Source organism: Paraburkholderia sp. GAS32, from assembly GCF_050434225.1.
GTDB classification, from domain to species: Bacteria; Pseudomonadota; Gammaproteobacteria; order Burkholderiales; family Burkholderiaceae; genus Paraburkholderia; species Paraburkholderia madseniana.
In genome coordinates this window covers 14,211-39,088 of sequence record NZ_JBNPVS010000031.1, presented here as the reverse complement: position 1 = coordinate 39,088, position 24,878 = coordinate 14,211, and the positions used below count along the sequence as shown (strand labels likewise).

At 61.7% G+C, this 24,878-nt stretch carries 21 protein-coding genes; 10 read left to right on the top strand and 11 right to left on the bottom strand.

Annotation, left to right across the window (positions count from 1 at the left end):
* Nucleotides 1-89: 89 nt before the first annotated feature.
* A complete protein-coding gene (locus P3T25_RS30905) occupies nucleotides 90-983 on the bottom strand; it encodes a LysR family transcriptional regulator (protein ID WP_266239453.1) in 894 nt (297 codons plus the stop codon).
* A gap of 106 nt (nucleotides 984-1,089) precedes the next feature.
* On the opposite strand from P3T25_RS30905, the gene P3T25_RS30900 reads away from it, so the two are divergent.
* Nucleotides 1,090-1,971, top strand: coding sequence for an aldo/keto reductase family oxidoreductase (locus tag P3T25_RS30900; RefSeq protein ID WP_429360672.1), 882 nt, complete (start codon nucleotides 1,090-1,092; stop codon nucleotides 1,969-1,971).
* Nucleotides 1,972-2,131: 160 nt separating this feature from the next.
* Here the strand turns inward: P3T25_RS30900 and P3T25_RS30895 are convergent, their stop codons facing one another.
* Complete coding sequence (locus P3T25_RS30895) at nucleotides 2,132-3,046, bottom strand: LysR family transcriptional regulator (protein WP_266256794.1); 915 nt, start codon at nucleotides 3,044-3,046, stop codon at nucleotides 2,132-2,134.
* Nucleotides 3,047-3,116: 70 nt separating this feature from the next.
* Between P3T25_RS30895 and P3T25_RS30890 the strand changes: the two genes are divergently transcribed.
* Nucleotides 3,117-3,893, top strand: coding sequence for an NAD(P)H-dependent oxidoreductase (locus tag P3T25_RS30890; RefSeq protein ID WP_429360669.1), 777 nt, complete (start codon nucleotides 3,117-3,119; stop codon nucleotides 3,891-3,893).
* Between the two features lie 220 nt (nucleotides 3,894-4,113).
* Nucleotides 4,114-4,956 (top strand): alpha/beta hydrolase, encoded by an 843-nt coding sequence (locus P3T25_RS30885; RefSeq protein ID WP_154566026.1) that lies wholly within the window; start codon nucleotides 4,114-4,116, stop codon nucleotides 4,954-4,956.
* Nucleotides 4,957-4,976: 20 nt separating this feature from the next.
* Here the strand turns inward: P3T25_RS30885 and P3T25_RS30880 are convergent, their stop codons facing one another.
* From P3T25_RS30880 to P3T25_RS30860, 5 genes are all read right to left on the bottom strand, one after another.
* A complete protein-coding gene (locus tag P3T25_RS30880; RefSeq protein ID WP_429360667.1) occupies nucleotides 4,977-5,924 on the bottom strand; it encodes an alpha/beta hydrolase in 948 nt (315 codons plus the stop codon).
* Nucleotides 5,917-6,441 carry a thioesterase family protein gene (locus tag P3T25_RS30875; protein WP_429360665.1) on the bottom strand — a complete coding sequence of 175 codons (525 nt, stop codon included), beginning with the start codon at nucleotides 6,439-6,441 and terminating at the stop codon, nucleotides 5,917-5,919. The genes P3T25_RS30880 and P3T25_RS30875 overlap by 8 nt, the downstream gene beginning before the upstream one ends.
* A 104-nt stretch (nucleotides 6,442-6,545) precedes the next feature.
* A complete protein-coding gene (locus P3T25_RS30870; RefSeq protein WP_429360663.1) occupies nucleotides 6,546-7,511 on the bottom strand; it encodes an L-carnitine dehydrogenase in 966 nt (321 codons plus the stop codon).
* A gap of 76 nt (nucleotides 7,512-7,587) precedes the next feature.
* Nucleotides 7,588-8,517, bottom strand: coding sequence for a 3-keto-5-aminohexanoate cleavage protein (locus P3T25_RS30865; protein ID WP_266256789.1), 930 nt, complete (start codon nucleotides 8,515-8,517; stop codon nucleotides 7,588-7,590).
* A gap of 72 nt (nucleotides 8,518-8,589) precedes the next feature.
* On the bottom strand, nucleotides 8,590-9,543 hold the full coding sequence (locus P3T25_RS30860; RefSeq protein WP_429360660.1) for a choline ABC transporter substrate-binding protein: 954 nt from the start codon (nucleotides 9,541-9,543) through the stop codon (nucleotides 8,590-8,592).
* Between the two features lie 364 nt (nucleotides 9,544-9,907).
* Here P3T25_RS30860 and P3T25_RS30855 point away from each other — a divergent pair, with 364 nt between their 5' ends.
* Together P3T25_RS30855 and P3T25_RS30850 are read left to right on the top strand one after the other, a co-directional pair.
* Complete coding sequence (locus P3T25_RS30855) at nucleotides 9,908-10,924, top strand: GlxA family transcriptional regulator (protein WP_233465073.1); 1,017 nt, start codon at nucleotides 9,908-9,910, stop codon at nucleotides 10,922-10,924.
* Between the two features lie 217 nt (nucleotides 10,925-11,141).
* Nucleotides 11,142-11,468 carry a DUF4148 domain-containing protein gene (locus P3T25_RS30850; protein ID WP_154566036.1) on the top strand — a complete coding sequence of 109 codons (327 nt, stop codon included), beginning with the start codon at nucleotides 11,142-11,144 and terminating at the stop codon, nucleotides 11,466-11,468.
* A gap of 146 nt (nucleotides 11,469-11,614) precedes the next feature.
* Here P3T25_RS30850 and P3T25_RS30845 read toward each other — a convergent pair whose 3' ends face one another.
* The gene (locus P3T25_RS30845) at nucleotides 11,615-12,523 is read right to left on the bottom strand and encodes a LysR family transcriptional regulator (protein ID WP_429360658.1); all 909 of its coding nucleotides are present in this window, start codon (nucleotides 12,521-12,523) and stop codon (nucleotides 11,615-11,617) included.
* Nucleotides 12,524-12,625: 102 nt separating this feature from the next.
* On the opposite strand from P3T25_RS30845, the gene mdlC reads away from it, so the two are divergent.
* The 4 genes from mdlC to P3T25_RS30825 all read left to right on the top strand — a co-directional run bounded on the left by mdlC (nucleotide 12,626) and on the right by P3T25_RS30825 (nucleotide 18,726).
* The gene (gene mdlC / locus P3T25_RS30840) at nucleotides 12,626-14,245 is read left to right on the top strand and encodes a benzoylformate decarboxylase (RefSeq protein ID WP_429360656.1); all 1,620 of its coding nucleotides are present in this window, start codon (nucleotides 12,626-12,628) and stop codon (nucleotides 14,243-14,245) included.
* A gap of 54 nt (nucleotides 14,246-14,299) precedes the next feature.
* A complete protein-coding gene (locus tag P3T25_RS30835; protein ID WP_429360654.1) occupies nucleotides 14,300-15,751 on the top strand; it encodes an aldehyde dehydrogenase in 1,452 nt (483 codons plus the stop codon).
* A 356-nt stretch (nucleotides 15,752-16,107) separates the two neighbouring features.
* Nucleotides 16,108-17,379, top strand: coding sequence for an MFS transporter (locus tag P3T25_RS30830; RefSeq protein ID WP_429360760.1), 1,272 nt, complete (start codon nucleotides 16,108-16,110; stop codon nucleotides 17,377-17,379).
* A 210-nt stretch (nucleotides 17,380-17,589) separates the two neighbouring features.
* The gene (locus tag P3T25_RS30825; RefSeq protein ID WP_429360652.1) at nucleotides 17,590-18,726 is read left to right on the top strand and encodes a porin; all 1,137 of its coding nucleotides are present in this window, start codon (nucleotides 17,590-17,592) and stop codon (nucleotides 18,724-18,726) included.
* Between the two features lie 47 nt (nucleotides 18,727-18,773).
* Here P3T25_RS30825 and gabD read toward each other — a convergent pair whose 3' ends face one another.
* Entirely contained in the window at nucleotides 18,774-20,234 is a 1,461-nt protein-coding gene (gene gabD, locus P3T25_RS30820; protein WP_429360650.1) for an NADP-dependent succinate-semialdehyde dehydrogenase, read from the bottom strand.
* Between the two features lie 839 nt (nucleotides 20,235-21,073).
* Nucleotides 21,074-22,357, bottom strand: a complete 1,284-nt coding sequence (locus P3T25_RS30815) for a 4-aminobutyrate--2-oxoglutarate transaminase (protein WP_266239438.1) — start codon at nucleotides 22,355-22,357, stop codon at nucleotides 21,074-21,076.
* A 138-nt stretch (nucleotides 22,358-22,495) separates the two neighbouring features.
* Here P3T25_RS30815 and P3T25_RS30810 point away from each other — a divergent pair, with 138 nt between their 5' ends.
* A complete protein-coding gene (locus P3T25_RS30810) occupies nucleotides 22,496-24,013 on the top strand; it encodes a PLP-dependent aminotransferase family protein (protein WP_429360648.1) in 1,518 nt (505 codons plus the stop codon).
* An 18-nt stretch (nucleotides 24,014-24,031) separates the two neighbouring features.
* Here P3T25_RS30810 and P3T25_RS30805 read toward each other — a convergent pair whose 3' ends face one another.
* A complete protein-coding gene (locus P3T25_RS30805; protein WP_429360646.1) occupies nucleotides 24,032-24,868 on the bottom strand; it encodes an EamA family transporter in 837 nt (278 codons plus the stop codon).
* Between the last annotated feature and the right edge of the window lie 10 nt (nucleotides 24,869-24,878).

Here is a 24,878-nt window from a genome sequence, read left to right as displayed (position 1 = left end):
ATCCGTCGACACCGACGTTTCACGAGTGCGATGATCTTCACGGCCTCTCGACAGTCGAACCAATATAAGGCGCAGTTAAAAGGCTCACGCTAAGCACCCGCCTTCAGGAAATCGACAAATGCGCGCAACGGTGCCGGCAAGTGACGGCGCCCCGGATAGTACAGAAACGGCCCCGAAAAGCGTTGCCACCACGGCTCCAGAATCGGCTCCAATGCCCCGCTATCGAGATGCGGGCGCAGCATGTCCTCGAACAGGTGAATCACCCCCACGCCTGCGACAGCAGTACTGACTGCAAGGTCGATTGCCGCGCCGGGTCTGACGAGAAGCGGTCCCGACGGATTCAACTGCACTACCTCGCCGTCGCGCTCGAAATACCAGGTCGGCGTAGCGCCGCCGGCAAACTGGCCACGCAAGCACGCATGAGCCAGCAGGTCGCGCGGATGCTCGGGTCTGCCATGCGTGTCGAGATAGCCCGGCGTCGCGGCGGTAGCGAAGCGCTGCACACGCGGACCGATTGGCATCGCGATCATGTCCTGCTCGAGCCGCTCGTCGTAGCGAATGCCCGCATCGCAACCGATCGACAGCACATCGACGAAGCCGTCCTCCACCACAACCTCCACGCGTATGTCGGGATAGGCTTTCAGGAACTGGGGAATGACGGTCGGCAACACGATGCGTGCGGCGCTCGACGGCACGTTGAGTTTGAGCGTGCCGCTCGGCTTGTCCCTGAAGCGGTTCAGGACGTCCAGCGCGGCTTCCATTTCGCTGAACAACGGCGTCAGCTTTTCGATCAGACGCAATCCGGCTTCGGTCGGGGCCACGCTGCGTGTGGTTCGGTTGAGCAGGCGCATACCCAGCTTCGATTCGAGACGGCGCACGGCAATGCTGAGACTGGAGGCGGAGACACCGCTGATGCGCGCGGCGTCGCGAAAGCCGCCGGCGCGCGCGACTGATACGAAGGCGGCAAGATCGTTGAATTCCATGGCCATTGTTCAAAATGTTTAACAACCCGTGCAATTTAGGCCGGATTATCGAACAACGCAATCCTCGTCATACTGCTGCTCAAACCCTCACCTCAAGGAGCGCGCTATGTCGAACTTCACCCCTGTGGACACATCTCCGCTGGCTGGCCACCCCGTGCAACGCATGGGCTATGGCGCCATGCAACTGGCCGGACCCGGCGTATTCGGACCGCCGAAAGATCGCGACGCGGCGATTGCCGTGCTGCGCGAAGCGGTGGCGTCGGGCGTCAATCACATCGATACGAGCGACTTCTACGGACCCCACATCACCAACCAGTTGATTTGCGAAGCACTGCATCCGTATCCGGACGACCTCGTGATCGTCACCAAGGTGGGCGCGGTTCGTGGCAGCGAAGGTTCGTGGCTGCCGGCGCTCGAGCCGGAAGATATCGAACGCGGCGTTCACGACAACCTTCGCAATCTCGGTGTCGACGCACTCGACGTCGTCAATATGCGAATCATGGGCGACGTGCATGCCCCGTCCGAAGGGTCGATTGAAAAGCAGGTCGTGGCGCTTGCCGAACTTCAACAGCGAGGGCTGGTTCGCCATATCGGCTTGAGCAACGCAACCGCGGCCCAGGTTGCCGAGGCACAGGGCATCGCGAAGATTGTCTGCGTACAGAATCACTACAACCTGGTTCACCGGGAAGACGATGCGCTGGTCGATGAACTGGCAGCGAAGGGCATCGCATACGTACCGTTCTTCCCGCTTGGCGGATTCACACCGATTCAGTCGTCAGCGCTTTCCACGATCGCGCAAACGATCGGCGCGACGCCGATGCAGGTGGCGCTCGCCTGGCTCCTGCATCGCGCGCCCAACATCCTGCTGATTCCGGGTACTTCGTCGCTCGGGCATCTGCGGGAAAACATGCAGGCAGCACACTTGAGATTGACCGACGAGGTGCGCGCTGAACTGGACGCAATTGGCGGCAGGAATGAGAAGGCGTAATCGCACTTATTGGATTGCGCGCACGATCCGCTTCGGGTCGATGCTATCGATGTCCTTGCGCGGATGGACCCGCCCGGTAGCGCAGCGCATCGACCAGCACGGCCTTTTCAACCACTCATTGCGTTGGCACCGACCTAGGCCACGGCACATGCACAGGCGTTCAAGTCGCCACCGCGTCCACGATGCATTCCCGCAACCATTGGTGCGCCGGGTCTCGATGAGAGCGCTCGTGCCAGAGCATCGCCATTTCATAGCCCGGCACTTCAACCGGCGCCTCGACGACTCTGAGCGCGCCATTGCCGCGCACCAATCGCGCCGGCACCATCGCCACGAGGTCCGTGCTCGCCAAGGCTGACATCACAAACAGGAAGTGCGGAACCGAAAGCACAACCCTGCGCGTGAGACCCACCGCAGCCAGTGCCTCATCCGTGACGCCGCTAAACCCGCCACCATCCGGCGACACGATCACGTGCTCCAGTTTGCAGAACTGCGCAAGCGTTGGCCGGCGCTTCAGGCGCGGATGGTCCGCGCGGCCTGCCAGCACATACCGCTCCTTGAAAAGTAGCCGCCCGCGCAATCCGGGCGGCGCGCCTTCGCTGGTATGGAATGCCAGATCGATGTCTCCCTGTTCCGCCTGCTTCGCGATGCGTGGCGGAACAGCTTCCACGATCGCGAGCCGGGTGCCGGGCGCCGCCGTGCGCAAGCTGGACAGGACGGGCAGCAGGATCGTCGATTCGGCATAGTCGGTCGCGGCAACGCGCCACGTATGACTCGCTTCGGTTGGATTAAACGGGCTGGCCGGCGACACCGCGTGCTCAAGCGCATCGAGCGCCTGGCGCAAAGGTTCGCGCAATTCTTCGGCCCTCGCGGTGGGGCGCATGCCTCGGGGACCCGGCAGCAACAGCGGGTCGCCAAAGATATCCCGCAGCTTGGCAAGATGCACGCTGACCGACGGCTGAGAGAAGTTCAGGCGTTCGGCTGCACGGGTCACATTGTGCTCCGACAACAGGACATCGAGTGTCACCAGCAGGTTGAGATCCAGCCTTCTGAGATTATTCATGGCAATACCTGACATGTTGGTTATTCATTTCCAATATACCGGCAAGAGACCTATCGTGGCGCTTTCTCGCAAAGGAGGTCAGGTCATGAATGTTCTTCTCGTCTATGCACATCCGGAACCCCGGTCATTGAACGGGTCCCTTAAGGACTTTTCGGTCAAGCGTCTCGAGGATGCCGGCCACGTTGTCCAGGTATCCGATCTGTATGCGATGAACTGGAAAGCATCGCTCGATGCAAACGACAGCCTGGACAGGCAACCGGGCGCGCGTTTCGATGCCTCTCTCGATTCGAAGCGTGCTTTCAAAGACGGACGGCAAAGCCAGGACATCGCACTTGAACAGGAGAAGCTGAGGTGGGCGGATGCAGTGATTCTGCAGTTTCCGCTGTGGTGGTTCTCGATGCCTGCGATCCTGAAAGGTTGGGTGGAACGCGTCTATGCATATGGCTTCGCGTATGGAGTCGGGGAGCACTCCGACGCGCGCTGGGGCGACCGTTACGGGGAAGGCAACATGGCGGGCAAGCGGGCAATGCTGGTCGTGACAACTGGTGGCTGGGAGTCACATTACAGCCCGCGCGGTATCAACGGGCCGATCGACGATGTCTTGTTCCCCATCCAGCACGGCATTCTGTATTACCCTGGTTTCGACGTGTTGCCACCGTTCGTGATTCATCGGACAAGCCGGATTGACGAAGCACGATTTTCAGAAGTCCGTGACGAACTCGGGCAACGTCTCGATGACCTTTGGAAGACGTCGCCGATACCGTTTCGCCCACAGAACGCTGGCGCATACGACATCCCGGCGCTTACGTTGCGGCCGGATGTTGCTACGGATCAGGTTGGTTTTTCAGCGCACATTGAATAGATGCGTTGCGTTCCCCACATTCGTGAGCAGGGCGTAATTGTTAAATAGACGTTCGGTTTGGGCCGTTCCAACTCGCTTGGAATGGCACCAAGCTGACGGGACCGTATGCTTCGCTGAAATTTGGTTGTAAGTCGCCGTTGTTAGAGTCGTTGACAGAATTTTGCCGCTAGATGCCAGACAGTGTTCTTTGGACACATAGAAAGGGGGAGAGCGACAAACCATGAAAATGAATCGTGTGTTCTGGCTCATTCTGACGCTGCTTTTTACGAACCCGGTCTGGGCGTTCCAGTCCAGGGTCGTCACCATTCCCAGCGCGGCCATGCATAGGTCGTTTGAGGCGACTGTGGTGCTGCCTGACCAATACACGCACGGCAAAGCGGTCGATCGCTTTCCTGTCGTCTATTTACTGCACGGCTCAGGCGGCGACTACACCGACTGGACGACGAATTCGCACATCGGCAAACTGGCCGACCGCTATCACGTGATCCTCGTCATGCCGGACGGCGGTCACGAGAGCTGGTATATCGACAGCCCTGTCGATCCGCGCAGCCGTTACGCAACCTATGTAGGTACAGAAGTCGTCGGGTATATCGACACCCATTTCCGCACGATTGCGACGCGCCAGGCGCGAGCGATTACGGGGTTGAGCATGGGCGGATTCGGGGCGCTGCATATCGCGCTAGACCGGCCGGACGAATTCGGCGCGGCAGGAAGTATTAGCGGAGCGGTCGATCCGCGCGGGTGTGAGGATGAGCCCGGGATCGATCAGGTATTTGGTGATCCGACTCGCCACGCCGACTTCTGGAACAACGAGGCGATTGTTGAGAACGCCCGTAGTCTGGGAAATGCGCATATTGCGCTGACGATCGATTGCGGGGTGAACGATTCGCTTGTTCAGTCGAACCGGATGCTGCACGCGCGGCTCGTCGAGTTGGGCGTGCCGCATGATTACGCGGAGCGGCCCGGCGGGCATACGTGGAAGTATTGGGCGAATGCGGTGCAATACCAGGTGCTGTTCTTTGCCAGTTCATTCAAGCGGAGTGGCGGAGCGGCACAGACGTGACGCGTGCATGGCTTGAGCCATCACTGCATGCCTGAATGCTCGCTTAGAAACTGGCAGACGGTGTGATGCATTGCCTTTACGCCGGGACTCGATTCGAGCGCACGCCAGCACCCATGCACGAGTCCGGTTCCAATCCACAACCGGGCGTGTCCGCCGGCCGCATTAACGCGGTCGACAAACACCCTCGCGTCGTCCCGCAACGGATCGTGTTCAACACCTACGGCAAGTGTCGGCGGGAGTCGGTCGAAGCGTGCCGCATCGAGCGGTATCGTCCACGCAGGATAGGGCGGCCGTTCGCCCCAATACAGATCACGAAACGCACGGACATTGGCAAGCGTGAGCATCGGCGCGTGCGCTTCGCTTTCGCGCGCGGGCATTTGCGGCTCGGTGCCGAGCATTGGATAGACGAGCGCAAGTCCGCGCACGCCTTGTACACCGTCATCGCGTAACCGCATCGCGACGCTGGCAGCAAGTGTTGCGCCGGCACTGTCACCCGCCAACTGCAGTGCGCCACGTGAGAGCGAATCGAACGGCAACTGGCCGGCGAGTGCGGCGAGCGTAATCTCCAGACAATCCTCATGCGCTGCCGGAGCGCGGTGTTCGGGAGCCAGCCGGTAGTCGACCGCAATCACATCGAGTCCGGTATCCGCGGCAATTCGTGCGGTTACGATCTCGTGACTATCCAACGAGCCGAGCACGAAGCCGCCACCGTGAAAGTACAACACGGTGCAGACGGTTGTCCCGCTCGCCTTTCTACGATTTCGATAAAGCCGCAACCTGATCAGATGCCCGGCGCTCGCCTGAAACACAGCGTCTTCGGTTATCACATCGGCTGGCAAAGGCGGCGTGAGTGCCGCCGCATAGCGATCGTAAATCGAGCGCTGTTCGCTCGGCGGCAATGAAGTCGAATGCCCCGCATAGATGGCGGCGGTCCGTTCGATGAACGCAGCGATCTCGGGCTCAAGCATGCTCATTCCCCTCGCTACTCATACGCGGCGCCTTGACAGGCAAGCCGATCACGCGGCCTGCAAATCTGGCCGCCGGCAACACGGCATGCGCTTCTGCCAACGCCCGCACGCGCGCCTCGACATCCGGGTCGAAGGCAACAGCGCGCGGGCCACCCGTATCCACATGCAGCAGCATCTGTTCGCCTGCGGCCACCGGTTCAATTCCCTCATCAGCGAACATTTCGAGGTACAGATGCAGCCGCTTCGCATCATGCCCAAGCACGCGCATATCGACGCGAACCTGCACACCCTCCTTGATTTCATGCAGGTAGTTGATATGCGCTTCGAGCGTATAGATCGAGCGGCCACGTTCCTTGCGCACCGAATCAGGCAGCCCGATCACATCGATCAAGGCATCAGTCGCGAAGCTGAAAATCAGCATGTAGAACGCGTCGCGCAAATGGCCGTTGTAGTCGACCCACTCGGCGCGCACGACGTCGCGATAGCAGGGCAGTGAAGCATGGTGCGGCGTAGACATATGCAATCGGTTCCTTTATCCCTATGGACGGTGCGGGCCGCAGCGATCTTGTGCCGCCGACGTGTCCCGCCAGAGCGGGGCGGGGCGTCTTCCGGCACACAGTATCACTCCGCAGGAAGCATGCCGTGCCGCGCCTTGGCTTCTCCAATCGCCGCCAGCACACTCGTAATGCAATCGTCCCGATAGCGCTCAAGCTGCTTGATCGAGCGCGGCCCAACCTGTTCGGACGTCCCGTCCACCACCCGGTCGATCAATTCGTCAGTGAGCTGCGGCGCTACCAGTTTAGTCCACGGCAGCTCCAACGCGGGTCCAAACTGCTGCATGAAGTGGCGCATACCCGCATCGCCGCCTGCCAGGGTGTAGGTCAGGAACGTGCCCATGAAAGACCAGCGGATGCCCGCGCCGAAGCGGATCGCATCGTCGATTTCGCCCGTGGTCGCCACGCCTTCGTTGACCAGATGCAGCGCCTCGCGCCACAGCGCTTCGAGCAAGCGGTCGGCGATAAAGCCGGGCACTTCCTTGCGTACGAGAAGCGGGCGCATCGACAGCGAACGATAAATCTGCATCGCGGCGTCGATGGTCGCCGGTGCGGTACGTTCACCGCCGAGCACTTCGACGAGCGGCAGCAGATACACCGGATTGAACGGGTGCCCGACGATGCAACGCTGCGGATTCACCGCCCGTGCGTAGAAATCGCTCGGCAGCAGGCCGGAAGTGGATGAGGCGATGATCGCATCCGGCTTCGCCGCACGACTGATCTGCTCGTGCAACGCGAGCTTCAATTCTTCGCGTTCGGGCGCGCTTTCCTGGATGAAGTCCGCCTGTTCGACACAGGTTTCAATCGTATCGACGAAACGCAGCCTGTCGGGCGTTGCGCCCTCGGCGAGGCCGACGCGCTCCAAGGCTGGCCAAGCATTCGCGATGTTCTCGCGCAATTGTTTCTCCGCGCCGGGAGCGGGATCCCACGCGACGACGTCGAGTCCGTGGGCGAGCGCGCGCGCGACCCAGCCGCTGCCGATCACGCCCGCGCCGATTGCCGCAAATGTTTTGATATCGACGATCACTGCCATTGCTGATGTTTCCTTTGCCTATGAGTTCTCAGGTTCCGCAGCGCGCTATATGAAGCGCAATGGGTACGCGACATCTTCACGCGTACTGCCCAGCCACGCGCCGCTCCAACTGCCGCTCGCCACGCGCGGGCAAGCCGAGTTTGCGGCGTCCTTCCGCAGGTGTCAGCGCGCGCCCGCCGAGCCGTTCGATGATCTCGACCGCGCGTTGCACCAGCGTGCCGTTTGTTGCATGCACACCTTTGTCGAGCCAGATGTTGTCTTCGAGGCCGACACGTACGTGGCCGCCGAGGAGCATCGCCTGCGCGACCATCGGCATCTGCATGCGGCCGATGCCGAAGCCGGCCCATTGCGCGCCAGGCGGAAGGCTGTCCGCCATCGCTTTCATCGTTGTGGTATCGGCGGGCGCGCCCCATGGAATGCCGAGGCAGATCTGAAACAGCGGCGGCGCGTCGAGCAAACCTTCCTTGAGCAATTGCTTTGCGAACCACAGATGCCCGGTGTCGAAGATCTCCAGCTCCGGCTTTACGCCGAGTTCCTGGATACGCTGCGCGCCGGCCCGCAATTGGGCGGGCGTCGACACGTAGATGTAGTCGCCGTCGCCGAAATTGAGCGTGCCGCAATCGAGTGTGCAGATTTCCGGCAGCAATTCCTCGACGTGCGCAAGGCGCGTCAAACCGCCTACGAGGTCGGTTCCCGCGCCGAAGCGCATCGGATCTTCGCCGGGACCGATCTCGAGATCGCCGCCCATGCCCGCCGTCAGATTGATGATCACGTCGGTGCCTGACGAACGGATCCGGTCGACAACCTCGCGATACAACTGCGGATCGCGGCTGCCGCGGCCGGTCTTCGGATCGCGCACGTGGCAGTGCGCGACGGTGGCACCGGCCTTCGCGGCTTCGATAGCAGCTTCGGCGATCTGCTTCGGCGTGACGGGGATGGCCGGATGCTTGCCGACCGTATCGCCCGCGCCGGTGACCGCGCAGGTCACGATGACTTCATGATTCATGCGTGCTAGTTCCTGTGGATTGAAATGCGTGACTGGATGGATGCAAATCGGACTGGGTTAGAGCCGGCCCCCTCAAAGCCCGAGATAGGCTTTCACCGCCGGCAAACCGTCTTTACCGTCATACGTCTTCACGCCTGCGAGCCACGCATCCAGTACTTGCGGGTTCTTCTTCAGATACGCTTTGGCGGCATCGGCAGGCTTCTCCTTGTTCATCACCGATTGCATCACCACGTTCTCCAGTTGCGTCGAAAAGCGCAGATTGCTCACGAGCTTGCCGGCGTTCGGGCAACGCGTCAGAAAGTCGGGGGACGTCAGCGTATAAACGCGTGCTTCGCCATCGTTCGGACCGAATACGCCGTCGCTGCCGGTGAGGTATTTCATATCGATCTGGATATTCATCGGATGCGGTTCCCAGCCGAGGAATACCACCCATTTCTTCGCGCGAATGGCGCGATCCACCGAAACCAGCATGCCCGCTTCACTCGATTCGATCAGCTTGAAATCGCCGAGGCCGAACTGATTGCTGGCGATCATTTTCTGTATCGCCGCGTTCGCGCTGCTGCCGGGTTCGATGCCATAGATCTTGCCGTCGAGCTGATCGCGGTGTTTGGCGATGTCGGCGAAGGTCTTCAGGCCGGCGTCGTATTCGTAGCTCGGCACGGCGAAGGTCGCTTTAGCGCCAGTCAGGTTAGGCGGTTGCAGCACCTGGATCGATTTCGAATCGATGAACGGCGTAATCGCTTTCTCCTGCACCGGCCACCAGTAGCCGAGCGATACATCGAGCTGCTTGCTCTTCAGGCCCGCGAACGAAATCGGCACCGACGCGACGGTCGTCACAGGCTGATAGCCGAGTCCCTCGAATACGGTCGAGGCGAGCGCAGTGGTCGACGTGATGTCTGTCCAGCCGATGTCGGCAAAATGCACCGCGCGGCAGGTGGCGGGATCCTGTGCGAGTGCAGGCGACGCAGCGACGACAGCCGCCAGACAGGCAAAATGGGCAAGCAAGGCTTTGACGCGTAACTTCATGACGTTCCCCCTTCGGACACGTTGAACAGCGTGTTACGAAATGGCCGCGGCGAGAAAAAAACCGAGCGGCCCCCGGACCTGCGCGATACGGCTCGAGCCATGCTTGAGCAGGGCTTGAGTTGCACGAGTGACGTAACGTTAATGCCCCATATTCCTGCCAAAGCGACCGCCAGCGACCCGTTCTTGCTCCCACGCGACAACGAGGGAAAACCAGCATCGTTCGTCATTGCGGTGCAGCATCGATTTGCAGCAGTGAATTTTGGTGCGCCTTGCCGGCTTGCGCGCTGCTTGCTACGCTCGCCCGGAACCCCGCGTTCGCTTGCGGCTTGTGTCCCTCTGTGTCCCTGATCGAGTCATCTGCACGATGCCCGAAGATATGTCGTTCCTGCTGCTGCCTGGCTTTTCGGCGATCGGCTTCATGTCGGCGGTCGAGCCTTTGCGCGTGGCGAACCGCTTTCGCGGCGATCTCTACCGCTGGCGCATTCTGAGTCTCGACGGTGCCCCAGTCGCGGCCAGCAACGGTATTTCGATCAATGCAGAAGCGGCAATCGCCGATGTCCATGAGGCGCAGACGGTATTCGTCGTCGCGGGCTTTGAGCCGCTCGCCTGCTATACGCGCGTGCTCGGCGATTGTCTGAAGCGGCTCGAGCGCGCGGGCGCGACGCTCGGTGGCATCGACACGGGCAGCTTCATCCTTGCGGAAGCCGGGCTCCTGAGCGGCTCGGACAGCGTGACCGTGCACTGGGAAGCGTTGTCGGCGTTCAGCGAGCGCTATCCCTCGCTGAACGCAAGCCAGGAGCTGTTCGAAATCGGCGCGCGGCGCATTACCTGTGCGGGCGGCACGGCGTCGATCGACATGATGCTCGACCTGATCGGCCGCAAGCACGGCGCAGCGTTGGCCTCGGCGGTGTCGGAACAGTTTGTCGTGAGCCGGATCCGGCAGCGTTCGGACCATCAGCGGATGGAAATTGCGGCGCGTTACGGCGTGCACAACCGCAAGCTGATTCAGGTGATCGGCGCAATGGAACAGCATATGGAAGAGCCGCTGACGCCCGACCAGCTCGCAGAGGAAATCAGCGTGACGCGGCGGCAACTGGAGCGGTTGTTCTGTGCGTCGCTGAAGGACACGCCGACGCATTTCTATCTGCAACTGCGCCTCACCCGTGCGCGCGAGTTGCTGCAGCAGACGGACATGTCGATCACATCGATTTGCGTCGCATGCGGATTCGAGTCGCCCTCGCATTTTTCGCGGACGTATCGCGCGCGGTTCGGCGTGAGCCCGAGAAGCGACCGGCAGGTGACGGGCGGCAGAAATGGTAGCGCGGTGTTGTCATCAAGTGAGGCCACCCAGGCATCGACTCCCGCATTGTCGGAAAGCTGACTTCGTTGCGCGCGAAGCCTCAAACATTGGGAGCCTGATTTGCCGGCTTGATGACTCATATTTCAACAAGCGTTCACGGCAATTGTGCCGTTTGTAGCAACAGTGAATTCGTTTATTAGGGGTTTACCCTATATCTGCTGCCTCCTAGACTGTCGTCACTGGCTGCAAACAAACACGTTTGCAGCGCCGCAAAAAACAATCTCTGGAGGTAGTCGTCATGAAATCCCTGATCGAAGCTGTTGTTATCGCCGCTCTCATTACTGCGCCGCTCGCTGCTTTTGCTCAATCCAATCAGCCGGTGACCCGCGCCCAAGTGCGTGCGGAGCTGGTGCAACTGGAAAAAGCGGGTTACAACCCGGCTTTGTCGAATGCGGATGACTACCCGGCGAACATTCAGGCTGCTGAAGCCCGCGTCGCTGCACAAAACGGCGTCGCCCAAACCAGCGGTTATGGAACGGCAACGAACGGCTCGTCGCAAGCAGGCAGCCGCACCGAAACGACGCCGAGCTCGTATTCGGCTCCGGTTGTCAACGTCGGTCATTAATAGGCGGTGGCGCGAGCAGTAGTCTCGCACCCGCTTGATTGACCGCGATTGACAGCGGCCCCGCTTTCACTTGAATGTGAAAGCGGGGCCGCTGTGCTATTGAGCGTTGAATGAGGCCTTCGGCGCTCCTGGCCTCATGCGGGCACTTAGCCCTGAACGGCAGTCAACTGCCTGAGTTGCTCCAGCAGCTTCACCGCCGGACTCGGCAGAATCCCCTGACGGCGCCGGAACGCCGTCAACGTACGGCGCGCGACCAGACCAGGAATCGGCAGCGTATCGAACACGCCGGCCGCGCTTTCGGTGTCGTACATTGGCGTCGCCATCCAGCTTAGAAATCCCGCGCGCGTCACCAGGCTTTTCAGCACGGTGATCGAGCGCGTCTCGACGGCAATCTGCGGCATGCCGAGCCCATGCTCGGCAAACACATGCTGCATATGCTCGAACGGACCCGTTCCACGAGGCGGCACACACCACTGCTGATCGAGTGTGTCAGCAAGCGATAAATCCGGTTTGCCTCGCAGCGGATGATCGAGCGCGGCGACCACATAGCTCGTGTCCTCCCATCTGCAATCGGCAATCGCGGTAATCTCGTCCGTGTCGGGCACCGCCATGCTGAGCGCGAGATCGATCTCGTGTTTCATCAGACTGTCAGCAAGCCGGTCCCAAACCCCCTCCATGATCTCCACACGCAGATTTGGCCAACGCGCGAGCACGCCGCTCACCGCGAGCGGCAGCACGAGCGTCGCGATGCTCGCCACAGCGCCGACGCGAATCGTCCCTTTCGCGAGGCCGCGCATCGCGTCGATTTCCTCGCGCGCGTGATCGGCTTCGCGTTGCAGCAGCGTGGCGTGCGGCAGCAGCGCGCTGCCGATCGCAGTAAGCTGCATACCCTTCGAGTGCCGTTCGAACAGCGGTGCGCCGACCTGATCCTCGAGCCGCTTGATGGTGCGGCTCAGCGCGGGCTGCGTGACGTGCAGCACCTCCGCGGCACGGCCCAGGCTGCCGCTCGCGACGATGGTTGCAAACGCGTGCAATTGCTGAAGATTGAAAGTCATGCGCAAAAGTAATGCCTTTTCTCAAAAAAGGCAATTTTCAATCAACCTCGAGCTTCCGATAATGAGCCATCAAGAAACGGCGCTCATCACTAGGAGACATGGATGACCAGCAACGCGCCCCGTTCAGACGCATCGGGATCTTCTCAACACGAACCCTTCACCGTGCGCCACGCCGTCATCGATCTCATGCGGCGCCTCGGCATGACTTCGGTGTTCGCCAATCCGGGGTCGACGGAATTGCCGTTGTTCCGCGATTTCCCGCAAGATTTCCGTTACGTGCTGGGTTTGCAGGAAGCAGTCGTGGTCGGCATGGCCGACGGTTACGCGCAGGCCACCCGCAACGCTTCGTTTGTCAATCTGCACTCGGCGGCGGGCGTGGGCAATGCGATGGGCAACATCTTCACCGCGTTCCGCAATCGCACGCCGATCGTGATTACCGCCGGGCAGCAGGCCCGTTCGATTCTGCCGTTCGACCCGTTCCTCGCGTCGGCGCAAGCCACCGAATTGCCGAAGCCGTACGTCAAATGGAGCATCGAACCGGCACGCGCCGAAGACGTGCCGCTGGCGATCGCGCGCGCCTATCACGTGGCGATGCAGGAGCCGCGCGGGCCGGTGCTGGTGTCGATTCCCGTCGACGATTGGGACCGCGCCGCGGAGCCGGTGCCGGCACGCGTAGTGAGTACCGAGACGCGGCCGGAGCCGTTCGTGCTGGCGCAGATCGGCGCGGCGCTCGATGCCTGCGAACGGCCGGCTTTCGTGGTGGGCGGCGCTGTCGACCGCGCTGGCGGCTGGGACGAAGTCGTGCGTCTTGCCGAACGCCACAACGCCCGCGTGTTTGTCGCGCCGATGACGGGCCGCTGCGCGTTCCCCGAAGACCACCGCCTGTTCGCCGGTTTCTTGCCGGCGATGCGCGAGAAGATCGTCGAGCTGCTCGGCGGCCATGACCTGATCTTTGTCATCGGCGCGCCGGCCTTCACGTATCACGTCGAAGGTCACGGCCCGCATCTGCCTGCCGGTGCAACGCTGTGCCAGTTGATCGACGATCCGACCATTGCGGCTTGGGCGCCAACCGGCACGGCGGTGGTCGGCAATATTCGCCTCGGCGTGGCCGATCTGCTGACCCGGCCCGCGCCGAAGACGCGCCCGTTGCCCGCACTACGCACCGTATCGCCGCGCGCAGAACCGTCTCCGTTGATGTCGGTGGCGTTCGCATTGCAGACCCTCGCCGAGGTGCGCCACGCGGACGATATCGTGGTCGAGGAGGCGCCGAGCTCGCGCCCGGTGATGCAGAACTATCTGCCGTTTACGCGCAGCGGCACCTTCTACACGATGGATAGCGGCGGCCTGGGTTATGGCATGCCGGCTGCTGTCGGCGTGGCGTTGGCGAAGCCCGGCACGCGCGTGATCGGCCTGATCGGCGACGGCTCCAGCATGTATTCGATCCAGGCCATCTATAGCGCCGTGCAGATGAAACTGCCGATCACATTCGTGATCCTGAACAATTCCCGCTATGCCGCGTTGCAGGACTTTGCGCCGGAATTCGGTTTCGGTCCAAGCGATCCGGTGCAAGGCACCGATCTGCCGGGGCTCGACTTCGTGGCGCTTGCTGCAGGCATGGGTTGCCAGGGCATACGCGTGACCGACGCCGAACGCCTGCATGACGTGCTGCGCGACGCGTTGGCGTCACCCGGACCGATGCTGGTCGAAGTCGTCGTGGCTTGACATTAAGCGAGCGCCGCGCCCGCATTCATAAAACTTTCCGCAGGAGACAGGACGATGCAGAGTATTTCGATGCTGATCAACGGCGCAGCCGTGCAAGCGAGCAATGGCGCCACCTTCGAGCGCCGCAATCCGCTCGACGGCGAAGTCGCGACGCGTGCTCCCGCGGCGACGGTTGCCGACGCAGTAGCCGCCGCGGATGCCGCGGCAGCGGCGTTTCCGGCATGGTCCGCGCTGGGGCCGAGCGAGCGCCGCGCGCTGCTGATGAAGGCCGCGCATGCGCTGGAAGCGCGCAGCGAGGCGTTCGCCGCGGTGATGGCAGCGGAGACGGGCGCGTCGGCAATGTGGGCGGGGTTCAATGTGCATCTCGCCGCCGGCGGATTGATGGAAGCGGCGGCGCTTACTACGCAGATCGGTGGCGAGTTGATCCCGTCCGACGTGCCCGGCAGCCTCGCGATGGGCGTGCGCCAGCCGGCCGGCGTCGTGCTGGGCATCGCGCCGTGGAACGCACCGGTGATCCTCGCCGTGCGTGCGATCGCGTTGCCGCTCGCATGTGGCAATACAGTCGTGCTGAAGGGTTCGGAAGTCTGCCCCGGCACGCACGGACTGATTATCGAAGTGCTGCAGGAAGCGGGCTTGCCGAAGGGCGTGGTGAACTTCGTCACCAACGCTCCGGCCGATGCAAGCGCAGTCGTCGAGGCACTGATCGCTCATCCGAAGGTCCGGCGTGTCAATTTCACCGGCTCCACACATGTGGGCAAGATCATCGCGGCGACGTGTGCGCGCTATCTGAAGCCGTCGGTACTGGAACTCGGCGGAAAGGCGCCGTTGATCGTGCTCGACGACGCGGATCTCGATGCAGCCGTCAACGCCGCTGCATTCGGCGCGTTCGCCAACTCGGGGCAGATCTGCATGTCGACGGAACGGATCGTCGTCGACGAGCGGATCGCTGATCAGTTTGTTGCAAAGCTCGCGCAGAAAGCGCGCGGTCTGCCGCTCGGCGACCCACGCAAAGGGCCGGTGGTGCTGGGATCGGTCGTCGACATGAGCACGGTGCAACGCTGCAATGCGCTGATCGACGATGCCCTGGCCAAAGGCGCCACGCTCGTCTGCGGCGGCAAGGCGGATAGCACGTTGATGCCCGCCACGCTGCTCGACCACGTCACGCCCGCCATGCGCATTTATGGCGATGAATCGTTCGGACCTGTGAAGGGCATCGTGCGCGTCAAGAGCGAAGACGAAGCCGTGGCCTGTGCGAACGATAACGAGTATGGGCTTTCTTCGGCGGTGTTCAGCCGCGATATCGCGCGCGCAATGAACGTCGCGCGGCGCATCGAATCGGGCATCTGCCATGTCAACGGGCCGACCGTTCACGACGAAGCGCAAATGCCGTTCGGCGGCGTGAAGGGTAGCGGCTTTGGACGCTTCGGTGGGCAGGCGGGGATCGCAGAGTTTACGGATCTGCGCTGGATTACGGTGCAGACCACGCCGCGTCATTACCCGTTCTGAAGGGTGGAGTGCCGTTGAAGTCGCTGCGTATCGCTGCGCGCAATTTCTTCGCAGCGGTACTCAGTGTCGTGAAAGCCATGCATACATGTCATGGCTTTTGCGCGAAACGGCAATGTCGGAAGTCATTCACTCGCTCACATACTGACTAAAAAAACGTGACCTCAAAAGCGCGGCGCTCAGATCGCGCGCCCAAACCAGGAGACAGCTTCATGACCAGTTATGTACCGCCGGCCGGCTCGGCCAGTGCGGCAACCGGCGAGGCCAATGCGCCACTTGCCGGCCATCAGGCGGGAGTCGAGGAGGGGCGCCATGCCGTCGATATCGGCCGCACGCTCGACGAAGGCCCTTACACCACGATGCAGAAGATCGTGGTGTTTCTCGCGGCCTTGTCGATCGTTCTGGACGGCTTCGATAGTCAGTTGATCGGCTTTGCGATTCCGGTGCTCATCAAGGAGTGGGGCGTCACGCGCGCGGCTTTTGCACCAGTGGTCGCGGCCGGCTTGATCGGCATGGGCATCGGCAGCGCGTGCGCCGGGCTGCTGGCCGATCGCTTCGGCCGCCGCTGGGCGGTGATCGGTAGCGTGTTGGTATTCGGCGCCGCCACTTGCGGCATCAGCTTTGCGCCCGACATCGTGACGATTGCCGTGCTGCGCTTTATCGCCGGTCTCGGCATTGGTGGCGCGTTGCCGAGCTCGACGACTATGACCGCGGAGTTCACGCCGGCTCGCCGCCGCACCTTGGCGGTCACCGCGACGATCGTCTGCGTGCCGCTCGGCGGCATGGTGGCGGGATTGTTCGCGCATGAAATTCTGCCGACGTACGGATGGCGCGGCTTGTTCATGATCGGCGGTGTGCTGCCTCTCGCGCTCAGCGTGTTGCTGTTCTTCACATTGCCCGAATCGCCGCGCTTTCTCGCCCGGCACCCGCGGCGCTGGCCGGAACTCAAACGCCTGCTTGGCCGGATGTCGCGTCCGGTGGCCAGCGGCTGCGTGTTTACCGACTCGCGCGAACAGGCTGTTGAAAAACACACGGGTTTTACCGCGCTGTTCCGCGAGGGCCTGGCGCTCGATACGGTGGCGATCTGGTGCTCGTTCTGCCTATGCCTGCTGGCCGTCTATAGCGCCTTCAGTTGGCTGCCGACGATGCTGAGCACGCAGGGTTTGTCGGTGTCGGTGGCGGGGTCGGGGCTCACCGCGTACAACCTCGGCGGTGTGGTCGGCGCTTTGCTGTGCGCGATGGTGATCGCCCGTACCGGTTCGCGCTGGCCGTTGATTCTCTGCAGCGCGGGGGGCGCGGCGAGCGCGTTGCTGTTGCTTGGTGTGAACATCTCCGACCACACCGGCTTGCTGATTTTGGGTCTTGGTGTGCACGGTATGTTTGTCAATGCGGTGCAGTCGACGATGTTTGCGTTGTGCGCTTATGTTTATCCGACCCGTGTGCGCGCAACCGGTACCGCATCGGCGCTCGCGTTCGGCCGACTCGGCGCGATTGCCAGCGCGTTTGCGGGTGCTGTGGTGATTACGACCGGCGGTGCATCGTCATATTTGTGGATGCTCGGAATCGCGATGGTGATCGTGATGGTCGCGCTGATGGTGGTCAAACGCCATATTCCGAAGCCGGGCGGTTGAGGGACGCAATGTCCTGACTCGCAGCGATCCGGTGTGGCACGCGGATCGCCGCTATCTGAAGCAGTCAATCTTTGGCGTATCGGACGGCTTGCATCGCGGTCGGTATTGTCACGTCTGTCATTAGTATCGCTACATAAAAACGCTGCGTGCGGGTCGCATACGGATTGGTGTGCGCTTACACAAAACACTAGTCCAGGAGACTCGGAGATAATGAAATACAAACTCGCTTTGGGCAGCATGTTGCTCGGTATCAGTGCCTCGTCGTTCGCACAGAGCAGTGTGACGTTGTACGGGATTATCGATACCGGCATCGAATTTGTGACGCATTCGAACGCCGCGGGCGACAGCGTCGTGCGCATGCCGGGCATCACGGGCGAATTTCCATCGCGCTGGGGGATTCGCGGCAAGGAGGGATTGGGTGGCGGGTTGTCCGCGGTCTTCGTACTGGAAAGCGGCTTTAACACCAAAGCCGGCACGCTCAACCAGGGTGGCCGGATGTTTGGCCGGCAGGCCTTTGTGGGTCTCGAGAGTCCCTACGGTACGTTAACTTTCGGCCGCCAGTACACGATGACGTATTGGGCGATACTCGATTCCGATCTGCTGGGCCCTGACATTTACGGCGGCACGGGGTCATTCGATCAGTACATGCCGAGCGCACGCAGCGACAACACGATTGCGTATAAGGGGACGTTCTCGGGCTTTACGTTCGGTGCGACCTATTCGTTCGGCCGTGATTCAGCGGGTACCGGCAATTCGCCGGGACAGGGCACGTGCGTGGGTTCGATTCCGGGCAGTTCGCAGAGTTGCCGCGAATGGTCGACGATGCTGCGCTACGACATGAACGGCTACGGCGTGGCGGGCGCCTACGACGAACAACGCGGCGGCCCGGGCGCGGCCGCGAATCTGTTCGACGGCACGGCGCCTTTTGCGCTGACACAACCTGGCGACAAGGACGTGCGGATGCAGTTGAACGGCTACGGACACATCGGCCCGGTAAAACTCGGGGCGGGTTGGCTTGGCCGTCACGTCGAGACGGTGTCGCCGGCGTTGCCGGATGTGCGCTCGAATCTGTACTACGTGACTGCGGCCTATAACGTGACGCCTGCATTCATTCTCGACGGCGGCGTGTACCGCATCATCAATCGTGCCGACGACACCCGCGGCACAATCGCTGCGCTACGCACCACATATCTGTTGTCGAAGCGTTCCGCGGTTTACCTGCAAGGGGCGTATCTGTTCAACAGTCCGCATGCCGCTTATACGGTGAGCCAAGGTGGCGGAGGCACGACGCCGGCGCCAGGCATCGGGCAACTCGGCGTGATGGCCGGCATTCGTCATTCGTTCTGATAGATTTAAAAGGCCACGTCAGATGATCCGACGTGGCCGTTGTTGCTTTAGATCCCGCCGACGCACATGTACTTGATGACGACGTAGTCGTCGATACCGTAATGCGAGCCCTCGCGGCCGAGACCGGATTGCTTGACGCCACCGAACGGCGCGACTTCGTTCGAAATCAGGCCGGTGTTGATACCCACCATGCCATATTCGAGCGCTTCGGCGACACGCCACACGCGGCCGATATCGCGACTATAGAAGTACGACGCGAGGCCGAATTCCGTATCGTTGGCGAGGCGGATCACTTCTTCATCCGACGAGAAGCGGAACAGCGGCGCGAGCGGGCCGAAGGTTTCGTCGCGAGCGACCTTCATGGCCGGCGTGACATCCGCGAGGACGGTCGGTTCGAAGAAGCCATGACCGAGCGCATGGCGCTTGCCGCCGGTGACGATGCGTGCGCCTTTGGCGAGGGCGTCTTCGATATGCGATTCGACCTTGAGCACGGCGGCTTCGTTGATCAGCGGACCTTGCGTGACGCCGTCTTCGGTGCCGCGGCCGACCTTGAGTTGTTCGACGGCGACGCGCAGTTTTTCGGCGAATGCGTCGTAGACTTTATCGTGCACGTAGAAGCGATTCGTGCAGACGCATGTCTGGCCGCTATTGCGATATTTCGACGCGATGGCGCCCGCGACGGCCGCATCCAGATCCGCATCTTCGAAGACGATGAACGGTGCGTTGCCACCGAGTTCGAGCGACACTTTCTTGACCGTCGGCGCGCATTGCGCCATCAGCAGACGGCCGACCGGCGTCGAGCCGGTGAACGACAGTTTGCGCACGATCGGATTACCGGTCATTTCCGCGCCGATGGCTTTCGGCTCACCGGTGACGACATTGAACACACCGCGCGGCACACCGGCGCGTTCGGCCAGCGCGGCGAGGGCGAGCGCCGAGAGCGGCGTGGCTTCGGCCGGTTTGACGATGATCGGGCAGCCGGCTGCGAGTGCGGGGCCGACCTTGCGAGTGATCATGGCTGCCGGGAAATTCCAGGGCGTGATGGCTGCGCAGACACCGATCGGTTCTTTCGTCACGACGATGCGTTTGTCGTTTGCCGGTGTGGGGATGGTGTCGCCGTTGACGCGTTTCCCTTCTTCTGCGAACCATTCCAGGAACGAGGCGGCGTAGAGGATTTCGCCTTTGGCTTCGGCGAGGGGTTTGCCTTGTTCGGTGGTGAGGATCTTTGCCAGATCGTCGGCGTTTTCCAGCATGAGGTCATGCCATTTACGCAGGATCGTGGCGCGTTGTTTGGCGGTGGTGGCTCGCCATGCTGGCCAGGCGGCGTTAGCCGTGTCGATTGCACGGCGGGTTTCGGGTGTGCCCATGCGGGGCACTGTGGCGATTGTTTCGCCTGTGGCGGGGTTTTTTACTTCGAACGTCGTGCCGTCGTCGGCGGATTGCCATTCGCCTGCTATGTAGGCTTTTGTTTTTAGGAGAGAGGGGTCGGTTAGGACTAGCGTCGGCATTTTTGGTTTGCTCCAGGGGGTTTGGATTTAAGGTTTTTTGCCTTCGCGGCGCTTTTTGTCCGTGTTCCTGGGGCGTTGGCCTTTCCTTGAATTGTTAGTGGTCTATTAGCGTTGCCCCTGTGCGGGGCGGCACCTACTTTTCTTTGCATGCCGCAAAGAAAAGTAGGCAAAAGAAAGCGGCTCAAACCACTCCTGCTAAGTGGGCACCGTAGTTTGCCAGGGGTAGTGATGCATCTGGAATCTGTGTTCGTGCACCTGCATACGCCTGTGACAAGGGCGTCATACTTCCGGCGGCGCTGCGCGCGCCGAAGCGTACTTCATAAAACCACCCGCTACGTTTTGGTGCCCACGTCTCGCCATCGGGGCGTGGCTCGTCATCGCACCGACACCTCGTTTGAGGTGGGGTTCCCAAGGGAGTGCAGAGGAACCTCGCCGAGGCGAAGCCGACGGCCCCCACAGACCTCAACCGAAGCCCCTGGTTTCCCATGCAGACCCGTCCGCGACGCACGCAGTGCGGAGTGGGAGCTGATGACTCCTTTGTCACTAACGCTGAATGTGCGAGAACACGGATTCCAGATGCACCACTACCCGCAGCAGACCACGGTGCCCACTTAGCATTAGCGGTTTGAGCCGCTTTCTTTTGCCTACTTTTCTTTGCGGCATGCAAAGAAAAGTAGGTGCCGCCCCGCACAGGGGCAACACTAATAGACCACTAACAATTCAAGGAAAGGCCAAAGCCCTAAGAACACAGACAACAAGCGCCGCAAAGGCAAAAAAAAAGCAAAGCCCAACGCGGCACGCATCCACACACCCGCGCGCCGCGCAGGCAAAAAAAACCATCAAACAGCTACAGCAACACTCTCCTTAAGCACCGCTTCAAGAATCCCCATAGCCTCATCAAAGACGGAGTCTTGAATAGTGAGCGGGAACAGGAACCGAACCACATTCGAATAAACACCACAAACCAGCAGCAACAACCCGCGCTCAAGCGCCCGAGCCTGCACCCGCTTGGTGAAATCCGCATCCGGCTCGGTGCCACCCGCCTTGCAGAACTCAACAGCAACCATCCCACCCGGCCCACGCACATCGGCGATCTGCGGAACTTCGCTCTGAAGCGCGATCAGCTTCGCCTTGACGCGATCACCCAGAACGGTAGCCCGCTCGCAGAGCTTCTCTTCATCGATGATATCGAGCACAGCATGCGCGGACGCAACCGCCAGCGGGTTACCCGCATACGTGCCACCCAGACCGCCAGGCGCCGCAGCGTCCATCAAATCAGCACGTCCGACCACGCCCGACAACGGCATCCCACCCGCCAGGCTCTTGGCCATCGTCATCAGATCAGGCACCACGTCATAGTGGTGCATTGCAAACAACTTGCCGGTACGGGCAAAACCCGTCTGCACTTCGTCGGCAATCAGCAAAATGCCATGCTCATTGCACAGCTTGCGCAGTGCGCGCACGAACTCCGCCGGCGCCGGGTAGAAGCCGCCTTCGCCCTGAACCGGTTCGAAAATGATCGCCGCGACGCGCTTCGGATCGATGTCGGCCTTGAACAGAAACTCGATCGCCTTCAGCGAGTCGGCCGTCGTCACGCCATGCAGCGGATTCGGGAACGGGGCGTGGAACACGTCCGCCGGGAACGGACCAAAGCCGATCTTGTACGGCGCAACCTTGCCGGTCAGCGCCATGCCCATCATCGTGCGGCCATGGAAACCGCCGGTGAACGCGATCACGCCCGGACGGCCGGTCGCAGCACGCGCAATCTTGATCGCGTTTTCAACGGCTTCGGCGCCCGTCGTGAAGAAAGCGGTTTTCTTCGGATAGTCGCCCGGCGCGCGCGCGTTGATCTTCTCAGCCAGTTCGACGTACGACGCGTACGGCACGATCTGATACGCGGTGTGCGTGAAATGATCGAGCTGGTCGCGGATCGCGGCCAGAATCTTCGGGTGACGGTGGCCGGTGTTGCACACCGCAATGCCCGCGGCGAAATCGATGAAACGGCGGCCTTCGACGTCCCACAACTCGGCATTCTCCGCACGCTCGGCGTAGAAATCGCACATCACTCCGACGCCGCGCGGCGTGGCGGCGTCTTTGCGGCTCTTCAGGTCAGCATTCTTCATGGTTATCTCCTTCGCTCCTCGGTGTTTGCGGGGGTGCCGCCAACGGACGCCGCACGCTCAGCGCAGCACATGCAGCGACTATAATGAGATTTGGCTCTTAACTTCAGAGCCATTTCAATAAAAATGTAGGAGCCAATCATGCGCGCGAGCGTTTTGTCCGACTGGCTGGCGCAGCGCCTTGACCGTGGCAACGGCCAGCCGATCTATCGTCAGCTGCATCGGCTGTTGCAGCAAGCGATCCTGTCGCGAGAATTGCCGGCGGGCAGCAGGGTGCCGTCGTCGCGTCTATTAGCGCAGGAATTGGGCATCGGGCGCAATACGGTCACGCAGGTGTACGAGCAGTTGGTGCTCGAAGGCTATGTGAACTCGGCAACCGGGCGCGGTACGTTCGTCGCCGAAAGTGCGCCGGACGAGATCGTCGGCGTGCCTGACGCCGAGGCGCTCACTGCGCCGCTTGAATCGTTACCTCTGCCGCTGCCTTTGCAGGGCAGCCGCGCGTTGTCGACGCGTGGCACGAGGCTCATTTCGGGGGCGGGCGTGTCGAAGCGGCAATGGGGTGCGTTCATGCCCGGCGTGCCGGATGTCACGAAGTTTCCGGCGCGCGTCTGGAGCCGTCTGCACAACAAGTATTGGCGCCGGCCGCGCCCGGACCTGCTGACCTACGCGCCGGGCGGCGGGCTGGCCTCGTTGCGGCACGCATTGGCGGACTATCTGCGCACGTCGCGCTCGGTGCGTTGTACGCCCGAGCAGATCATCGTCACGACTGGGATCCACCAGTCGGTCGACCTGGCGGTGCGCCTGCTATCCGATCCGGGCGACGTGATCTGGACCGAGGACCCTTGCTATTGGGGCGTGCGCAGCGTGCTGCACGTGTCCGGCCTGCAATCGCGGCCGATCGCCGTCGACGAGGAAGGCATCAATCCCTCCGCCGACGATCTCGCGCAGCCGCCGAAGCTGATGCTTGTCACGCCCTCGCATCAATATCCGCTGGGTATGGTGATGAGCCTCGCGCGGCGCCGCATGTTGCTCGAGTACGCGCGGCAGAATCAGTGCTGGATCATTGAAGACGACTACGACAGCGAATACCGCTATGGCAGCCGGCCGCTGGCATCGCTGCAGGGTCTGGATAGATCCGGGCAGGTGATTTACGTGGGCAGCTTCGGCAAGACGCTGTTCCCTGGGTTGCGGATCGGCTACCTGGTCGTGCCGGAAGCGCTGGCCGAGAGCTTTGCGACTGCGAGCGCGGAGTTGTACCGGGAAGGGCAGTTGTTGCAGCAGGCGATGCTCGCGGAGTTCATCGCGGAAGGGCATTTCACGTCGCATATCCGCAAGATGCGTACGCTCTACGGGCAGCGTCGCCAGACCCTGCTGGATGCCGCTGCGCAGCGTTATGGCGATGCGTTGCCGGCCGTGGGGGGCGATGCTGGTTTACATCTGGTGATGCAATTGCCTGAAGGCAGTAACGACCGCGCGGTGGCTGCTGCTGCGCTGGAGCGCAATATCGTTGTACGGCCGTTGTCGGGGTATTACGCGCAGCCGTCGCTGGCGCCTTCAGGTCTGCTGATCGGCTATGCGTGTGTGCCGGACGAAGAGATCGCGCCGGCGTTCAATACGCTGGCTGAGGCGATTGACGCGACGCTTGTGCAGTTCGCGTGAGCGGGGCGTTTTGCGGCCTCAAATCCGAATCAACACAGCCCCCAGCGTAACCAGTGCGCAAGCCACGATCCGCCGCGTGGTCAGCTTCTCCTGCATGAACAGCCAGCCGATCAGCACCGCGAAGATCGAACTGAGTTCACGCAGCGCAGAGACCATCGCAATCGGCAGATAGCGGTAGGCCTCGATGATCAGGCAATAGGCGGTGAGTGCGAGCACACCGGACGCGATGCCCTTGAGCACCACCGTGCGGCCGATGAATAGCCCCTTCGCGCCGCCACGCCAATGCCAGGCGAGCAGAAACTGCGGGATATTCCAGATCAGATAGACCCACATGATGTAGCTCAAACCGTTGCCCGCCACGCGGGCGCCAATTCCGTCGACAACCGAATACGTGGCGATGAAGAAGCCCGTCAGCAGCGCGAACGGCACGCTTTCGCCGGAAAAACGCATGCCGCGGCGGAACGCGAGTGAGACGATGCCGAGTGACACCAGTGCCACGCCGATGGCCGCCAACGGCTTGAGCGATTCGTGCGCGAATACCAGCGCGCCGACGAATACGAGCATCGGCGAAAGACCGCGCGCGATCGGATAGATTTGCCCGAAATCGCCGCTCTTATAAGCGCGGATCAGTGCCAGCAGGTAGCCGAATTCGAGTACTACCGACGCGAAGATATAAGGCCACGCCGCCGGCGCGGGCAAAGGCAGCACGATCACGCCGACCGCGCTGACAGCGACATACGGAATCGCCATCATGCCGAGCAGCCATACGCGGTCTTCGGATAGATGCAGAAACGCGTTCCAGGTAGCGTGAAGCAGCGCGGAGAGCAGCACCAGCAAGACGACAAAGGTGTCCATCGAAGATCAG

What these genes read in the sequence shown, in the direction of transcription:
- P3T25_RS30905 (WP_266239453.1), bottom strand. Translation starts at nt 983, where the DNA reads ATGGAATTCAACGATCTTGCCGCCTTCGTATCAGTCGCGCGCGCCGGC.
- P3T25_RS30900 (WP_429360672.1), top strand. Translation starts at nt 1,090, where the DNA reads ATGTCGAACTTCACCCCTGTGGACACATCTCCGCTGGCTGGCCACCCC.
- P3T25_RS30895 (WP_266256794.1), bottom strand. Translation starts at nt 3,046, where the DNA reads ATGTCAGGTATTGCCATGAATAATCTCAGAAGGCTGGATCTCAACCTG.
- P3T25_RS30890 (WP_429360669.1), top strand. Translation starts at nt 3,117, where the DNA reads ATGAATGTTCTTCTCGTCTATGCACATCCGGAACCCCGGTCATTGAAC.
- P3T25_RS30885 (WP_154566026.1), top strand. Translation starts at nt 4,114, where the DNA reads ATGAAAATGAATCGTGTGTTCTGGCTCATTCTGACGCTGCTTTTTACG.
- P3T25_RS30880 (WP_429360667.1), bottom strand. Translation starts at nt 5,924, where the DNA reads ATGCTTGAGCCCGAGATCGCTGCGTTCATCGAACGGACCGCCGCCATC.
- P3T25_RS30875 (WP_429360665.1), bottom strand. Translation starts at nt 6,441, where the DNA reads ATGTCTACGCCGCACCATGCTTCACTGCCCTGCTATCGCGACGTCGTG.
- P3T25_RS30870 (WP_429360663.1), bottom strand. Translation starts at nt 7,511, where the DNA reads ATGGCAGTGATCGTCGATATCAAAACATTTGCGGCAATCGGCGCGGGC.
- P3T25_RS30865 (WP_266256789.1), bottom strand. Translation starts at nt 8,517, where the DNA reads ATGAATCATGAAGTCATCGTGACCTGCGCGGTCACCGGCGCGGGCGAT.
- P3T25_RS30860 (WP_429360660.1), bottom strand. Translation starts at nt 9,543, where the DNA reads ATGAAGTTACGCGTCAAAGCCTTGCTTGCCCATTTTGCCTGTCTGGCG.
- P3T25_RS30855 (WP_233465073.1), top strand. Translation starts at nt 9,908, where the DNA reads ATGCCCGAAGATATGTCGTTCCTGCTGCTGCCTGGCTTTTCGGCGATC.
- P3T25_RS30850 (WP_154566036.1), top strand. Translation starts at nt 11,142, where the DNA reads ATGAAATCCCTGATCGAAGCTGTTGTTATCGCCGCTCTCATTACTGCG.
- P3T25_RS30845 (WP_429360658.1), bottom strand. Translation starts at nt 12,523, where the DNA reads ATGACTTTCAATCTTCAGCAATTGCACGCGTTTGCAACCATCGTCGCG.
- mdlC (WP_429360656.1), top strand. Translation starts at nt 12,626, where the DNA reads ATGACCAGCAACGCGCCCCGTTCAGACGCATCGGGATCTTCTCAACAC.
- P3T25_RS30835 (WP_429360654.1), top strand. Translation starts at nt 14,300, where the DNA reads ATGCAGAGTATTTCGATGCTGATCAACGGCGCAGCCGTGCAAGCGAGC.
- P3T25_RS30830 (WP_429360760.1), top strand. Translation starts at nt 16,108, where the DNA reads ATGCAGAAGATCGTGGTGTTTCTCGCGGCCTTGTCGATCGTTCTGGAC.
- P3T25_RS30825 (WP_429360652.1), top strand. Translation starts at nt 17,590, where the DNA reads ATGAAATACAAACTCGCTTTGGGCAGCATGTTGCTCGGTATCAGTGCC.
- gabD (WP_429360650.1), bottom strand. Translation starts at nt 20,234, where the DNA reads ATGCCGACGCTAGTCCTAACCGACCCCTCTCTCCTAAAAACAAAAGCC.
- P3T25_RS30815 (WP_266239438.1), bottom strand. Translation starts at nt 22,357, where the DNA reads ATGAAGAATGCTGACCTGAAGAGCCGCAAAGACGCCGCCACGCCGCGC.
- P3T25_RS30810 (WP_429360648.1), top strand. Translation starts at nt 22,496, where the DNA reads ATGCGCGCGAGCGTTTTGTCCGACTGGCTGGCGCAGCGCCTTGACCGT.
- P3T25_RS30805 (WP_429360646.1), bottom strand. Translation starts at nt 24,868, where the DNA reads ATGGACACCTTTGTCGTCTTGCTGGTGCTGCTCTCCGCGCTGCTTCAC.